Raw genomic sequence first — 16,007 nt, 5'->3', positions numbered from 1 at the left:
TGGGGTAAGACATGGTGTAGCTTACATCGTACGTATACATAGAAGGACACATTGAGCAAGATATAGTAAAAGGATTAGATAGAGGTGAAGGTGTGAAACAAACAAAAGCGTTAGTAGAGGGCGCTATCATGATCAGTATTTTCTCTGTCATGACGCTGTTTTATTTGTATGTGCCGCTATTATCCATTATTTTCTTTCTAGCTGCTCCGATTCCGATCATCCTCTATACAATCAGGCACGGCTTGAAAAAAGGAATTGCTGCTGGCGCTATTGGGATAGTGATCAGCTTTTTAATTGGATCTATTAATGGACTCATGACGGCGCCAATTCTGATTGCTGTCGGATTAGGCATGGGTGTTTTCTACAGCAGACGGCAGCCTGGGAATGCCATCATTACAGGTGCGCTGATCTATTTATTTAGTTTTCTTATCTCCTTTGTTGTCAGTGTTCAGCTTTTTCAAGTCGATATCATGGGTATCGCGAAAGAGTCGATTGAGCAAATGATTCCGATGTTAGAGAGTGTCTTAAAGCAATCCGGCGCTTCTGAGCAGGACATTGCGAAGCAGCTGAAGCAGTTCAGAGAGATGCAGGATGCTGCATTGAGTGCTTTACCTGTCGCGCTGTTGATGTTAGTTACGCTGACGGCGTTCGTGAACCACTGGTTTGTGAAGCCTCTGATCAAACGGTTTGTCAAAGACATGCCAGCCTTGAAGAAATTTAAGGATATGCGGCTGCCAAAAAGCATGGTATGGTATTATTTACTCACACTGCTTTTGATGCTGATTCAGACGGAAAAAGGCAGCTTTTTATCGCTCGTTCAAACGAGTGCGTTTCAAATTTTATTTATACTGGTGCTTATTCAGGGATTTTCTTTTATCTTCTATTATTGCCACGAAAAAAGCATCTCAAAAGCGGTGCCCGTTTTCGCTATCGTGTTAGGGGTTCTCTATCCGCCAGTCGCTGTGATTGTGCGTATTATAGGGATTGCTGACATAGGCTTTGATTTAAGAGAAAAAGTAAAAAACAAATAATTCACTCTGAATGTTGAGGAGTTGATATCAGTGCCAAGCTTCTATAGAAAACCTGTCATCAAGTATCCGATCATCGCTTTGATTTTCCTTGCGGTGGTCACAGTCCTCCTCAACCTTTATTATAATTGGATCATAGGAGCGGTTGGTCTTTTAGTCCTTGCAGGTGTGCTCTACTTCTTAAAGTGGGCAGATACGCAAGTGCAAAAAGAGATTGATTCATATATTTCAACATTATCCTATCGAGTCAAAAAGGTTGGAGAAGAAGCATTAATGGAAATGCCAATTGGTATTATGCTGTTTAATGACCAGTATTATATCGAATGGACAAATCCATTTCTCGCCTCGTGTTTTCATGAAAGCACGCTTGTCGGCAGATCCTTGTATGATACATTCGAGTCCATTGTGCCTCTTATTAAACAAGAGGTCGAGACAGAAAATGTGACGCTGAATGACCGAAAATTCAAAGTCATTATTAAACGGTCAGAGCGCCTTTTATATTTCTTTGATGTCACAGAACAGGTACAAATTGAAAGACAGTACGAAAATGAACGAACGGTGTTATCTTATATCTTTTTAGACAATTACGATGATGTCACGCAGGGTCTTGACGATCAGGTGCGCAGCACCATTAATAGTGAAGTGACGTCTCTGTTAAACAATTGGGCACAGGAATATGGCATTTTCCTGAAGCGAATTTCGTCCGAACGATTTATGGCGGTTCTAAATGAGAGCATTTTAGCAGAGCTGGAAGCGTCGAAATTCTCTATTCTAGACGAGGTCCGTGAGAAAACAGGAGCGCATAGTGCGACGCTTACCTTGAGTATCGGGATCGGTGCATCCGTACCTTCTTTAAAAGAGCTTGGGGCACTTGCGCAGTCGAGTCTTGATCTTGCCCTCGGACGAGGCGGGGATCAGGTAGCCATTAAGCAGCCGAATGGAAAAGTGAAATTCTACGGCGGAAAAACGAATCCAATGGAGAAACGGACACGTGTACGCGCACGAGTCATTTCTCATGCTTTAAAAGAAATTGTTTCTGAAAGCGGAAATGTCATGATTATGGGGCATAAGTTCCCAGACATGGACTCAATCGGTGCATCCATTGGGATTTTAAAGGTCGCCCAGGCTAATGGGAAAGAAGGCTATATTGTCATTGATGCCAACCAGATTGGGGACAGTGTTCAACGTTTGATTAGTGAAATTAAGAATTATGAAGATCTTTGGTCACGTTTTATCACCCCAGAGGAAGCCATGGAGCTTGCGAAGGATGACACGCTGCTTGTGGTCGTGGATACACATAAACCGTCTCTCGTCATGGAAGAACGACTACTCAATAAAATTGAAAATATCGTGGTCATTGACCATCATAGACGCGGCGAGGAGTTTATCCGTGACCCATTACTTGTCTATATGGAGCCGTATGCTTCATCCACAGCAGAGCTTGTGACAGAGCTTTTAGAGTATCAGCCGAAGAAATTGCGCATTAACATGATTGAAGCTACTGCGCTTCTCGCAGGGATCATCGTTGATACGAAGAGTTTCTCGCTGAGAACGGGATCAAGAACGTTTGATGCAGCATCTTATCTTCGTGCGAAGGGGGCAGATCCTGTCCTTGTGCAAAAATTCCTAAAAGAGACCGTCGATCATTACATCAAACGGGCAAAGCTCATTCAGCATACAGATCTGTATCAAAATCAGGTGGCGATTGCTTCATTACCGTCAGACAGCTCGGAGTATTATGATCAAATCACGATTGCCCAGACGGCAGATTCCCTGTTGTCAATGAGTGAGGTAGAAGCGTCATTTGCTGTCGCTAGACGAGATGACAACACGGTGTGCATTAGTGCGAGATCATTAGGAGATATCAACGTCCAAATTATCATGGAAGCGTTAGATGGCGGCGGTCATTTAACTAACGCTGCAACCCAAATGTATGGTATAACCATTGAAGAAGCGGTAGAGCAGTTAAAAGCTGCCATTGATGAATATTTCGAAGGAGGGGTTCAAAGATGAAAGTCATCTTTCTAAAAGACGTAAAAGGCAAAGGGAAAAAAGGCGAAGTCAAGAATGTAGCTGACGGATACGCTCACAACTTTCTCATCAAACAAGGGTTAGCAGTTGAAGCAAACCCAACGAACCTAAGCGCATTGGAAGGGCAGAAGAACAAAGAGAAAAAGAATGCCATCCAAGAGCTTGAACAAGCGAAACAATTAAAAGAAACACTTGAGGCGCTAACAGTGGAACTAACAGCAAAATCAGGTGAAGGCGGCCGTCTGTTTGGATCTATTACAAGCAAACAAATTGCTGATAAATTGCAAAAAGATCATCAAATCAAAGTCGATAAGCGCAAAATCGAGCTGAATGACGCCATCCGTGCATTAGGTTACACAAATGTACCGGTGAAGCTTCATCCAGAGGTACAAGCAACATTAAAGGTACACGTGACAGAACAAGCATAAACCGAAAAGAACCCGTCTCATGAGGAGGCGGGTTCTTTTTTTATGATGGATCTGAAATATAGACGCTTCGTCCGGCTCGCATACCGGATATAAACATGAAAAATAGGATGATGATAAAGATGATAATGGATGGCGTCCATGTATGTGTGAGATCAAAAAGGATACCGATCATGAAAGGACCAACGGCGGCTAATAAATAACCGAGAGACTGCGCCATTCCGGAAAGGGCAGCGGCTTGCTCCATATTGGTCGTCCGTAATCCGATAAAAGTGAGCGCCAGACTGATGCTGGCACCTTGTCCAATGCCGATCAATAAAACAGAGATCACAAGAATAGGCGTCGATCCTCCGAGAAGAAGCCCAATCATGCCAAGTAAATACACAAGGACAAGGCCCAAGACAAGCGGTCTTTGTGTTTTTAATTTTTCCGCGAAAACAGGCGTTAAAAAGGTGGATGGCAGCCCAGCAAACTGCATAATGGACAGCATCCAGCCGGCTGTCGACAGGTTCATTCCATGTGATGTTAAAATATCAGGAAACCAGGCGATGCTGCTATAAAAAAGGAATGACTGCAAGCCCATAAAAAAGGTCACCTGCCATGCGACACGCGAACGCCATATCGGCTGCTCTGTGAGCGAAATGCTTTTGACGGCCGCTGTGTTCTGATGAAGAAGCTGCGGCGCCCAGACCATCATCGCGAGAAGTGCAAGGCCAGCCCATACGAGGAATGAAGTATTCCAGCCGCCAGGCATTGCATGGCTGAGCGGAACACTGACACCTGATGCAAGTGCCGCAAAGACGGACATCGAAGTCGTATACACGCTCGTCATCAAACCAGCATGTGCAGGAAATTTATGCTTCACAAGCCCTGGTAAAAGCACATTACATATCGCAATCCCGACACCGACAAGCGCGGTTCCCACCATTAAGAAGGTGATCGAGCCAAACGAGCGAATCACAATCCCAAATAGAAGGACAGCAAGCCCAAGCCAAAGGGTTCGTTCATTGCCAAGACGCTTTCCGATTTTAGGTGCAATTGGAGAAAGCAATGCGAATGAGAGCAGTGGTAAAGTGGTGAGAAAACCCGCAAGTCCATTTGAAAGCTGCAAATCGGAACGAATGGCGCCGATGAGAGGGCCGACGGACGTAATGGCAGGCCGCAGGTTAAATGCAATGAGTAAAATCCCAGCAATCAGCAGGATGGTTTGTCCCTTGCTGCGGGGATGTAATGTTGATTGTTCTAGTTGTTGTTCCATGAATGTAAACTCCTTTATTTCTTTAAGAAGAACGATCTTTCTTCTGTTCAAGTTCTGCTAGTTTAGCGATTAAGATATGCTGCGGCATATGCATGATTTGTTCAATGGGTACATTGAGTGATGCCGCAAGTTTTTGTGCCGTATCGGCTGAGATTTGTAATGGTCTCATACGCAAATCCCTCCTCTTTCAATCTATAGGTTCCAATATATCATATCGGCTTTGTGCCATGCAGATAAAAAATTAGAGTTCTCTTTGATAAAACCACTTTAGGGCTGATAAGAAATTTTTTTGAAATTGTTTCAGATGATGGCCCTCCCCTTGTTCGATGTGATAGTGCAGCTGCCATTCCTGCATCCCTTTCTGTAATAAAAGATCATGTAGTTGTTTATTGAATAAAGACATGTGCTGTTGAGCAGATGTTTTGCCTTTACCTTCTTCACTGCCCACAGACAAATAAATAAGGTGATCCACATACTGAATGCTTTGTTGTTTAGCAAACGGCAGAAAATCTTGATACCAAAATGACCCAGAGATAGATGCGATGTTTTTAAAAAGAGCAGGGTACATCAATAAAGTATAAATTGCAAATAGCCCACCTAATGAAGCACCTATGTGACTATGTTCATGACAGGTCTGTTTGACTGGATATTTTCTTTTGATATATGGGAGCAAGTCATTCGCTAAAAATGACATATACGTCTGTGCCTCGCCTTTAAAGTCAGGAAACCCAGAGTGCAGTGATGACGCCTTCCATGGTGTATACTCGTCAAGTCGATTGAAGGGGTGTATGCCGACAATGATGATTGGAGAGATGGTTTTGGCTTCGATCAGTCTTTCGATCTCTAGCAGGTGTGTTCTAAATAAAGAAGAGCCATCTTGTACAAAGACAGCTGGAACATTAATAGAGGTGTCATGTGGAACGTAAATATCAAGCTGACGCCCGTTAAACTCGTCATATAGAAACGTTCCGTTCATATGTATTCACTCCTCAAGATTCTCAAATAAGCTGAAAAGAAGACAAAGGGCTAAACATTAACCCTTTGTCTTCTTTTTTTAGTTGTTTTTCTCTAACCATTTGACGGCCTTATCAAGGAAGGTTGTTTTGCTTAGTGCAGTTCCTCCTTGAAGCATAGGATCAACGACATTTTCATTGATGTGCCCATTTTTCACAGCTTTTAGGCTTGTCCAAATTTTATTTTCCTCTAAGTCTTTTAATGCGTTAGGTTTCGATGAGTTTTCCTCTTTAGAGAACTGAACGAAAATATAGTCAGGATTGAGTTCGCCCAGGCGCTCCAATGAAATCAATGCTTGTGCTTTGGCTTTTTTGATATCACTTGGTGCTGTAAATCCTAAGTCCCCATATAAGGTAGAGTTGAAGTATACGTCTTCAGGGTACACGTACAGGTCGCCTTGTCTAATGCGTAAAATGACAGCTGTTTTGTTGCTGCTTTTGTCTTTCAGGGTTTCTTTCGCTTGTTTGAGGTCTTTCTGATAATCAGAAATGATGTTTTTCGCTTCTTCACTTTTTCCAGTAAGTGTACCGAGCAATAAAAGATTGCTTTCCCAGTCAGAAGAGACATGGGATACTGGGATCGTTGTTTGGACTTTATCCAATTTTTTAATTGTTGCAGGTGGAAACTTTGTTGATCCGAGTATCACGTCTGGTTTTAGTTTTAAGATTTTTTCTAGATTCGGTTCCGTTTTTTCACCGATGCCTTCTGTTTTCGCTGTGATGTCTTTAAATAATTCAGGGAATGTGCCGCCTACTGTAGAAGCACCAATAGGCTCGATATTAAGTAATTTGGCATCTTCCATTGATTCTAGGCTTCCAGCAATGACAATTCGTTTCACTGGCGTTTTGAGTTTGTACGTTTGATCTAAGTAATTGATGTTTGTTTCTGCTATTTCAGCTGACTTGCTTTTGGTTGTGTTTGAAGCAGGTTTATTTTCTGCAGCACCACAGGCAGCTGTGGTGATCGTCATGATACAAAGGATAAGCAATGCTAACCATTTTTTCATTTGTTTTCTCCTTTAACTGATAATTGTTCTCAATTAAAGATTGTATTAGGCTTTTGTCCTTTTATCCATAGACAATTCTCTGTCAAATGATGGACTTTTTACGGAAAAAAAGATAAAAGGTCCTGAATGACTCGTTTATGACTGGCTGCTGTGTATTCACGCCAAGGGTCAGATGCTAGTGGATAGACTGCTTGTTGCGCCACAGCTTTGAGATTTTGCCAATCTTCCTGTTGCTTTAACTTTTGATAAAAAGCAAGGGTTTTTGGCTCCTTATGCAAGTAGAGGAAGATGGCGTCTGGATCTAGCTGTTGTATGGAGCGAATGGTGATTTTCTTTTCTATTAGCTGTCCATCATTCTGAAAAGCTGGCAGAAGACCAATATCATGAAAAATCACTTCTGACATGGTGCGATTTACAGACAAGTAGAGTTGATCTTGAAAGATACGAAGAGGCAGGACGGTTTTTGGTGGATGATCAAAAAGGCATGTCTTTTTCGCCTGAATGACGAGCTCCTCATAATGAATCAACCATTCTTCTGCTTCCTTCGCTTCGTTTAGGAACATAGCTGTTTGTCTGAATTGAGTGCGCCAATCCAAATGGGTGAATGGAACAAAGTGAACAGGACAGATGGTTTTCAACACTTGTTTTTCTTCCTCTGTCACATGATCATTGGCAATGATCAGCTCAGGTTTTGTTTCCTTTAATTGCTGTAAATTGGCTTCAGCGTGCTCATTGATCCGATGTGCACTCAGGTGAATCGGGATTTCTTCTGCATGATGCTCAAAATCATGTGCTGTCCATTTAGGGTGAAGAGGGGCAGCATACGGGATGATATGAATGGGTGTGAGCTGACCGAGTATGGAATGGCCATAGGCTGCAATTTTCCGCTGACGGCTTTTCATATAAGTAGAAGGGGTCATGCCCGTTTTTTTCTTAAAGATGCGGCTAAAGTAATAGGGATCTTGATAGCCGATTTCCAGTGCAATGTCTTTGAGCTTTGCGTTGCCTTTTGCCATTAGCTGTTTGGCTCTAGCCATCCTTTTCTTGGTGATATAATCAGTGACACTCACATTAAAATGCTTTTTAAATAGCTCACTGTAATGATTGGCGCTGATGCCAGCCATTTGAGATAGACTTGTAAGGCTGAGGGGTTCTTCGGAATGTTGATCAATATATTGTTTTGTTTTGAAAAGGGCATGTGTCGTGTCACAAATATCTTCATTATGCAGTGTGAAAAGCTGCAGGATGAGCTGTTGAAAAAGGGATTGGCTTCTAAAAAAGCTAACGGATTCATGTCTTTTCCATTCCTCTGTCATTTCGGACAGTAAAGAATGAATTTGTTCAATTGAGCTAATATCGATAAATTGCCATACATTCAGTAAAGACCGGGCATGTTCAGTTGATACTTCTTCTATGTGTTGACCTTGCGGCGTGTACATTTGAAAGCGAAGCAGATAGAGCTCGTGTTTTTGATAAGGCTTTGTTTTTAACATAAATGTCTCATCAGACAGAATTGTATAGAGCGTTAGATTTTTCAATCGCCATTTTTGATCGTTCAGCGTGAGTAAGCCGCTGCTGCTTATGCTAACGAGGAGGCAAAATGTATCTGATAATTGCTGCTCCTTATGCGGAAGCTCTGCATTCTTTATTTTTTCAGCAAATGTCAATCGATAGATGAATTGTTCTGCCTTTGCCATTGTACGTAATTGATTATTTCCCATAAAACCACCTGATCTCTTATTGATTGATAAACATTCTCAATTAAATTGTAGCAGAAAGAGTTGGAAAGATGGTGATGTTTATTCTGTCAAAAAAGCACCCTGAGTCAGATCAGGGCGCGATGATTTAGTCTGTTTTTCCATGTGCTAGCGCAGGTTCTTTTGTTAAGCTTAATGGCCGTAAGTCCTGCCAGTGTGTCTGGATATAATCGATGCAGGCATTTCTAGTGTCTTCACCAAAGACCTTTTCCCACCCATCTGGCACTGGTGCAAATGATGGCCAAAGTGAATGCTGTCCTTGTTCATTGACAAGCACAAGAAATACACCGTCTTCACGATCAAAGGGATTTGTCATTTGTCATCTCTCCTTTATTCTTAGTGCTTTTGTTTGACCCGATGCAGAGAGTCGTCTAAGATGACACCAATTTCTGCTAGGGGTTTAGGCTGGCACATGTCTTTGTGCCGGCAATGAATGTCGTGCTGTTCAATGGTTCCGTTGATATAAGGTGCCCATGCTTCGGGATCAATTGGTGTAAACCAATCTGGGATAATGGTAGATCTAAAGAATAATATGTCCCCATGATAAGTTTTTGGCTGATATTCTCCGAGCAATCGAACTGAATTGACATAGGTTTCCTTTAGATTTCTAATGGCATCTTCATTTAAGCTTGCTAGTGCACTGCCGTCTTTCTTCAAGATGTCGACAGCACTTTTCATCGTGAGCGGTTCACCTGTTAAGGTATCTGGATCATAACCCCCGAGTGCAAGAAGAGCGATTAGTGCTTCTTCTTCATCGGGTGCTTCTTTAAGCGGTAAGAAATGGTTTGGATAGGCATCTAGCATCGCAACGAGAGCAATTTCTTCACCTTGCTGCTGGAGTTGTGTAGCCATTGCCTGTACAACGTTTCCGCCTAGTGACCAGCCAAGAAGATGATAAGGACCTTTTGGCTGAATCGTTTGGATGTGCTTGATGTAATCCGCAGCCATATCATCTAGTGTGTGCGGGTAGTCATCTTTTCTTGCGATTCCTCTTGCCTGTAATCCATAAATAGGGATGTCTTTCTCTAATGTATTCAAGAGACCTGCATAGCACCAGCTAAGACCACCAGCTGGGTGAACACAGAAGAGAGGATATCTTTCTCCATTTGTTCGTAGCGGCAGCAGGATTTCTAGTGCGTTTTCATCGCTTCCTGTTTCTAGTTTCTCTGCCAAACTTGCAACATTTGGTGCTTCAAACAACGTTCCGATGCTTAGTTTGACACCAAGTGCATCACGAATGCGGCTGATTAAACGAACCGCAAGTAAGGAATGCCCGCCAATGTCAAAAAAGCGATCGTCAATGCTGATTTTTGGCAAATCAAGCACCTCTTCAAAGAGGTGGCATAGAACTTCCTCTTTCGGGTTTCTTGGGCCGCGGCCATCCGTTTGCTGTATATGCAATTGAGGTGCCGGTAGTGATTTTTGATCAAGCTTCCCGTTTGCTGTAAGTGGCATCGTATCAATCTGTACATAAGCCGCAGGCACCATGTAATCAGGAAGACTGGCTGACGCAAAATGGCGAAGAGTCTCTGTATCGAAACGCTCTTCTTCAGTTGTGACGATGTATGCGACTAAGCGTTTGTCGCCAGGCTGATCCTCTCGCATAATGACTGCAACTTGTGCAACTGCATCGTGGCGTGATAGAACGGCTTCGATTTCTCCAAGTTCAATTCTAAACCCGCGTATTTTAATTTGATGATCAGCTCTGCCAATGTAATCAAGTGCCCCTTCTTCTGTCCAGCGAGCGAGGTCGCCAGTTCGATACATCCTTGTGCCAGGTGCTCCATAAGGATCGGCAGGGAATCGATCTGATGTCAGGTCAGGCCTGCCTAGATAACCTCTTGCCAAACCAGCTCCAGCTACATACATTTCACCTGTCGTGCCAGGTGGAACAGGTTGTAGGTATTCATCAAGTACGTACACGTGTAAATCAGGAATCGGTTCGCCTATTAAGCTGCTGGATTTCTTTGCGATCATGTCTCGATTGAGTACATTGTACGTAACGTGTACGGTGGTTTCTGTAATGCCGTACATGTTAATTAGCTTTGGCTTGCAGTCTGAGTGACGGCTGTACCAATCTTCTAATCTGCTAAGCTCTAATGCTTCACCGCCAAAGATGACATAGCGGAGTGATAATGCTTGACCAAGTGTTTGTTGTTCCTTGTCTATCTGCATGAGCTGATAGAAGGCAGAAGGTGTTTGATTAAGCACAGTCACACCTTCATCGACTAGAAGCTGCAGCATCTCTTCTGGAGAACGAGAGATGGTATGAGGAACAATGACAAGCCGACCGCCATATAAAAGGGGCCCCCATATTTCCCAAACTGAAAAGTCAAAGGCATACGAATGGAACATTGTCCAAACATCCTCTTCATCAAAATGGAACCAATGTTCAGTAGATGTCAGAAGACGGATGACATTTTGGTGTGGGATGACCACTCCTTTTGGTTTCCCTGTAGATCCGGATGTATAAATAATATAGGCCGGATGCAGAGGAGATAGCGGCTCAATTCTGTCTATATCAGCCGGATTGTGATTTGGCGTAATCTGTAATTGATCATTTGTTTCTTTTTCGTCTAACAAAATCAAATCGCAATCAGCAGGGAGATGCAATGCAGCTGCTTTTGTTGTGATGCTGCAAACTGGTTTGGCATCTTGTATCATGTATGCCAGCCTGTCTGCTGGATAATCAGGATCAAGCGGAACATAGGCTGCGCCTGCTTTATGAACGGCTAATAGGCTGACGAGCATATCGATTGATCTAGGCAGGGCAAGTGCAACGAACTGTTCTGGTCCAACGCCTCTTTCTATTAATAAATGAGCAAGACGATTGGCTTTGTTGTTTAACTCTTCATAGGTAAGCTGCCACTTGCCATCCGTTACTGCCACTCGATCAGGATATTGCTGCACCGTTTTTTCAAATAAGGTCGGGAGACGAAGTGCTTGGTCTAACTGAGCGAATGTCTTTTTGTCAGGTAGAAATGTTTGCCGCTCTTTATCTGATAAAATGTTCACTTGACCAATCGGCAGATGTGGGCGCTCAGCTATCTCTGTTAAAAAGCGCTTCATTCTGGCAGCGATTGCTTGAATGGTACTTTGTTTAAATACATCTGTGCTGAATTCAAACAATCCTGTTAATCCTGCTGCTGACCCAGTTTCAGTTCTTTGTTCTGTTAATTCGATGGTCAGATCAAATTTAGCTGATCCTACTGGTTTCACGTAAAGATCTGAATCAAGTTGTGTCAGCTTCATTTCCGCCTTCGGTGTATTTTGGAAGGCAAGCATGACCTGGAACAATGGATTGCGTGATCTGGAGCGGTTTGGATTTAGAATTTCCACTAGCCGTTCAAATGGCAGATCCTGATGCTCATAGGCTGCTAAGTCAACGTCTCGCACTCGCTTCAATAGCTCACTAAAGGTTGGATTACCAGCTGTATTTGTTCGTAATACTAGTGTATTCACAAACAATCCCACAATGTCGTCAAGTGCATCGTCATTCCGCCCAGCAATTGGACTGCCAATAGGGATATCTGTTCCCGCTCCAAGACGTGTCAGTAATGCTGCAAGTGATGCTTGAAGCACCATGAACAAGCTCACCTGATGCTGCTTTGCAAGTTCAAGGAGCAGCTGGTGTAAAGCGGGCTCAATCGCAAAGTCGATCGTAGCACCGTTGAAGCTTCCTTCCTGTGGACGCGGGTAGTCATAGGGAAGCTCCAGTTCTTCAGGCAGGTCATGTAAGGCACCTGTCCAATAGGTAAGCTGCTTGGCAAATAGACTATCCGTCTCTTCCTCACTGCCCAACAGCTTCTGCTGCCAAATAGCATAGTCAGCATATTGAACAGGTTCGGCTGGCAAGGAGATTGATTTTCCTTGTATACGGGCTTCGTAAGCAGCAGCTAAGTCTCGTGTCAATGGTGCAAGTGACCAGCCGTCACCAGCGATATGATGCAGCAATAGAAGCAGCACGGATCGATTTGCATCAAGTATGAATAATTCAGCTCGAAGTGCAGGCTCTTCTTCAATCTTAAAGCTATAGCGAATGGCTTCGTTTAACTGATTATCAATTTGTTGATCACTTGAAGCTGTGACGTGGAGTTCAGGCTGAACACTTTTCGGGTGTAAAATAACCTGTCTTGGCATGCCGTTCTTATTTGGAAAGATGGTTCTAAGGGTTTCATGTTTTTCAGTGATATCTGCTAAAGCACCACTGAGAGCTTTTTGATCTAATGTACCTGTCAGCTGAATGACAAGTGGAATATTATAAGTTGGACTTGGACCTTCAAGGCAATGAAGGAACCAGAGCCGTTTTTGGGCAAAGGATAATGGAATTTCATCTGGCTTTTTTTCTACCTGAAGCGGCGGCCGAATGTCCTTTGCTTTGTCTAAGTGCTGTGCAAGTTCAGCGACTCGAGGTGATTCAAAAATGGTGCTCATGCTTAGGTCTGCACCGAATGTATCGCGTATACGTCTAAGCAGACGAGCGGCAAGTAAAGAATGTCCGCCTAAATCAAAGAAACTATCATCTATGCCAATTTGAGATAGACCAAGGGTTTCTGCAAATAAACTACATAACATGTCTTCTTGGGGTGTTCTAGGTGTACGCTCAGAACTAACTAAAGACATATTTGGCACTGGCAATGCTTTGCGGTCGATTTTGCCGTTTGGTGTAAGTGGAAGTTCCGGCAAAAAGACAACAGCAGAAGGCACCATGTAGTCTGGAAGTAACGCAGCCACAAACTGCCTAAGCTCTGAAGGGTGAAGAGAAGAGTCGTCTGTTAGCACAACATACGCACAAAGCAGCTGTTGTCCAGGTTGATCCTCCCGAACGATAACGGATGTATGCTTTATGGCTGGGTGCTGCATAATAACTGTTTCAATTTCACCTAGTTCAATACGGAAGCCGCGAATTTTAATTTGATGATCAGCACGGCTAATATAATCAATCGAGCCATTCTCACGCCACCTGGCTAAATCACCCGTGCGATACATTCTCGTGCCTTTTGTGCCGAATGGATCAGCGACAAATCGTTCAGCCGTTAAGTCATATCGTCCAAGATATCCTCTGGATACTCCTTCACCTGCAATATAAAGTTCACCGATTGATCCTGCTGGGACTGGGTTTAGTCCTTCATCTAAAATGTAAATGCTCGTATTCCAAATGGGTTTGCCAATCGCCGGTCCACTATTCTCTCGATGTGCTGTGACATTTTCCATGGTAGACCAGATCGTCGTTTCTGTAGGTCCGTACAAATTGGTAATGTCGCATTGAAGAGATTGTAATGTGTGCAAAAGGGAGGCAGGGAGTGCTTCTCCTCCAACAAGAACACGCATACCTGTTATCACGTCAGGGTAATCATCTGCTAACGCATGCCACAACGTTGGTGTTGCCTGCATGATTGTGACATGATGAGAACGAATCATGTCTGAAAGCTTTGCTGGTTCTTGTATCGTTTCTTTTTTTGCTAATAATATAGCGGCACCATGTAAAAGCGGGAGGAACATTTCTAGCCCGGAAATATCAAAGGCAATGGTCGTTACCGCTAAAAGCTGGTCCCCTTGATCTAATAAAAATGAATCTTGCATAGACAATATAAAGTTGATCACATTTCGTTTTGTTACAACAACACCCTTAGGCTTCCCTGTCGATCCTGACGTGTAGAGGATGTAAGCCGGATGATGCGGGGAGCCTTCGTTCCAGGTCGGATTGAGATGCGGGCTGCCTGCTATCTCCTGATGAACAATTGAATCATCCAGTTGAACGATGTGCGGATGCTCCAAACCGTCTGCTGTCTCTTTGACTGTGAGCAAGCACGCCGGTTTGGCATCTTCTAGCATATAGGTGACACGATCGTTAGGGTAATCAGGGTCTAGTGGCAGATATGCGGCTCCTGTCTTGATAACGGCTAATAGACTTACGACCATATCGATGGAACGAGGCAGAGCAATTGCGACAAATTGTTCTGGTCCAATGTCGCGCTTTTTCAAATAATGAGCCAATTGATTTGCCCGCTGATTCAACTCTTCGTAGGTCAAAGTGATTTCTTCAAACTGTAATGCTTTTGCTTGTGGTGTTTTGCTGACTTGTTTTTCAAATAGTTCCCGTAAAGATTCTTTTGGTAATTCTCGTTTTGTATCATTCCAGTGCTTGAGAATGTTCTCTTTTTCTTCAGACAAAAGAAGGTTGAATTGACTGATCGTCTGATCTTGCTCTAGTCCGGTTATTTCCTCCAGCAATTGAAGAAAACGCTGCTGATGAGCATCAATTGTTTGCTCTTTGTAAACGGCAGGGTTTGCATCAAAGTCGATTTGAAATCCGTTTCCATCTGCGCGGTCGTATATGTTGATCGATATATCATCTACGGGTCCTGCTGAAAGATTATGTGCTTGACCAATGCTCTGATCGAACTTGAGATTATAATCAAATGGCATGATATTGATCTGCGGGCCGAATAATCGTTGATTTCTTCCGATGAGTTTAAAGTCTCTCCGCATGTCTTCATGACGATATCTTTGATGAGGACGAATGGCTTTCAGTTCATCAGATACTTGGCGAACAAGTGCTGAGAGCGTCATTTCTGGTTTGCATGTTAAACGAAGCGGTACCAGGTTCATGACCATTCCGGGTGTTTGCAAGGCGCACGATCCAAGGCGCATCATAACAGGTAATCCTAAAACAATATCATGTGCACCAATCATACGATGCATATATAGAGCGGATGCCGCAAGAATCATTTCATGCCACGTACCACCGAAAAATTGAGCATTTTTTTTCATTTTGCTTACCTTTTCGGCATCGAAGCTAGCCGTTTTGCGGATAAAATGATCCGACGTTCTTGGGGCAAGCTCAGCAAGGCTGACAATTTCAGGTTGATCAGCAAAGCGATTTTTCCAAAATGCTCGATCATCATCATACCGATTGGACTGTTGATAGGTGATCTCCTCTTGGACTACGTCAAGTAAGGCTCCAAATGTTTGAGGAGCCACAGGTGTCCCTTTCGATAGGGCTGAATAGACCTCAGCAACACGACGTGCAATGAGCGAAAAGGCGAATCCATCAATGGCAATGTGATGAATGCGCTGATACCAGATAAAACGGTCGTCAGCAAGTTGAAAAAGTACTTCACGGAATAATACATCTTTCTCTAAAGAGACTGGCGTTGCAAGGTCTGTCTTCATCCATGCTTTAGCCGCATCAAGCGGCTGTTTTTCATTTTGTAAATTGATAGATTGAAATGGAATCTCTTTCTTAGATATCAACCATTGCTTTGGACCGTCAGTATCCTCAACGAAGCGCATATACAAGGAATCTGCTTCTAAGACAGTCTTTCTAATGGCTGCTTCAAAGTGTACGGGATCAATAGGACCTTTAATATCTATATACTCAGCTGTATTGAAAATAGGGTTAGATGGATCAAGCTGCTGCGCATACCAAATGCCTGATTGGGCACCGGTTAGTGGGAATGAATCGACTGACTGGATCGACAAGGG

10 protein-coding genes are annotated in these 16,007 nt (G+C 43.3%); 3 read left to right on the top strand and 7 right to left on the bottom strand.

Going from position 1 to position 16,007, the window contains the following annotated elements:
* Positions 1 to 92: 92 nt before the first annotated feature.
* Genes NSQ36_RS18955 through rplI form a run of 3 tightly spaced genes read left to right on the top strand, consistent with a single transcriptional unit; the run spans position 93 to position 3,487 of the window.
* Entirely contained in the window at positions 93 to 1,031 is a 939-nt protein-coding gene (locus NSQ36_RS18955; protein WP_335353061.1) for a YybS family protein, read from the top strand.
* Positions 1,032 to 1,061: 30 nt separating this feature from the next.
* Positions 1,062 to 3,041: a DHH family phosphoesterase gene (locus NSQ36_RS18950; protein WP_003214961.1), complete on the top strand. Its 1,980-nt coding sequence runs from the start codon at positions 1,062 to 1,064 to the stop codon at positions 3,039 to 3,041.
* The gene (gene rplI, locus NSQ36_RS18945) at positions 3,038 to 3,487 is read left to right on the top strand and encodes a 50S ribosomal protein L9 (protein ID WP_044139055.1); all 450 of its coding nucleotides are present in this window, start codon (positions 3,038 to 3,040) and stop codon (positions 3,485 to 3,487) included. The genes NSQ36_RS18950 and rplI overlap by 4 nt, the downstream gene beginning before the upstream one ends.
* A 40-nt stretch (positions 3,488 to 3,527) precedes the next feature.
* Here the strand turns inward: rplI and NSQ36_RS18940 are convergent, their stop codons facing one another.
* From NSQ36_RS18940 to NSQ36_RS18910, 7 genes are all read right to left on the bottom strand, one after another.
* On the bottom strand, positions 3,528 to 4,742 hold the full coding sequence (locus NSQ36_RS18940) for an MFS transporter (RefSeq protein WP_003214688.1): 1,215 nt from the start codon (positions 4,740 to 4,742) through the stop codon (positions 3,528 to 3,530).
* Between the two features lie 22 nt (positions 4,743 to 4,764).
* Positions 4,765 to 4,911 (bottom strand): YycC family protein, encoded by a 147-nt coding sequence (locus tag NSQ36_RS18935; RefSeq protein WP_003214589.1) that lies wholly within the window; start codon positions 4,909 to 4,911, stop codon positions 4,765 to 4,767.
* Positions 4,912 to 4,983: 72 nt separating this feature from the next.
* The gene (locus NSQ36_RS18930) at positions 4,984 to 5,718 is read right to left on the bottom strand and encodes an alpha/beta hydrolase-fold protein (RefSeq protein ID WP_339206457.1); all 735 of its coding nucleotides are present in this window, start codon (positions 5,716 to 5,718) and stop codon (positions 4,984 to 4,986) included.
* A 78-nt stretch (positions 5,719 to 5,796) separates the two neighbouring features.
* Complete coding sequence (locus NSQ36_RS18925; RefSeq protein WP_003215121.1) at positions 5,797 to 6,762, bottom strand: ABC transporter substrate-binding protein; 966 nt, start codon at positions 6,760 to 6,762, stop codon at positions 5,797 to 5,799.
* A gap of 98 nt (positions 6,763 to 6,860) precedes the next feature.
* Positions 6,861 to 8,483 carry a helix-turn-helix domain-containing protein gene (locus tag NSQ36_RS18920; RefSeq protein ID WP_339206455.1) on the bottom strand — a complete coding sequence of 541 codons (1,623 nt, stop codon included), beginning with the start codon at positions 8,481 to 8,483 and terminating at the stop codon, positions 6,861 to 6,863.
* Positions 8,484 to 8,607: 124 nt separating this feature from the next.
* The gene (locus NSQ36_RS18915; RefSeq protein ID WP_003215360.1) at positions 8,608 to 8,835 is read right to left on the bottom strand and encodes an MbtH family protein; all 228 of its coding nucleotides are present in this window, start codon (positions 8,833 to 8,835) and stop codon (positions 8,608 to 8,610) included.
* Positions 8,836 to 8,855: 20 nt separating this feature from the next.
* Positions 8,856 to 16,004, bottom strand: coding sequence for an amino acid adenylation domain-containing protein (locus tag NSQ36_RS18910; RefSeq protein WP_339206453.1), 7,149 nt, complete (start codon positions 16,002 to 16,004; stop codon positions 8,856 to 8,858).
* Between the last annotated feature and the right edge of the window lie 3 nt (positions 16,005 to 16,007).

The organism is Bacillus sp. FSL W8-1143, assembly GCF_037965155.1.
Classification (GTDB): domain Bacteria; phylum Bacillota; class Bacilli; order Bacillales; family Bacillaceae; genus Bacillus; species Bacillus pumilus.
Note: the sequence above shows the minus strand (reverse complement) of the source record. Positions and strands in the feature narration are given on the sequence as shown.

Excerpts from the sequence above, each read along its gene's own strand:
- rplI (WP_044139055.1), top strand. The coding sequence starts at position 3,038 with ATGAAAGTCATCTTTCTAAAAGACGTAAAAGGCAAAGGGAAAAAAGGC.
- NSQ36_RS18940 (WP_003214688.1), bottom strand. The coding sequence starts at position 4,742 with ATGGAACAACAACTAGAACAATCAACATTACATCCCCGCAGCAAGGGA.
- NSQ36_RS18935 (WP_003214589.1), bottom strand. The coding sequence starts at position 4,911 with ATGAGACCATTACAAATCTCAGCCGATACGGCACAAAAACTTGCGGCA.
- NSQ36_RS18930 (WP_339206457.1), bottom strand. The coding sequence starts at position 5,718 with ATGAACGGAACGTTTCTATATGACGAGTTTAACGGGCGTCAGCTTGAT.
- NSQ36_RS18925 (WP_003215121.1), bottom strand. The coding sequence starts at position 6,762 with ATGAAAAAATGGTTAGCATTGCTTATCCTTTGTATCATGACGATCACC.
- NSQ36_RS18920 (WP_339206455.1), bottom strand. The coding sequence starts at position 8,483 with ATGGGAAATAATCAATTACGTACAATGGCAAAGGCAGAACAATTCATC.
- NSQ36_RS18915 (WP_003215360.1), bottom strand. The coding sequence starts at position 8,835 with ATGACAAATCCCTTTGATCGTGAAGACGGTGTATTTCTTGTGCTTGTC.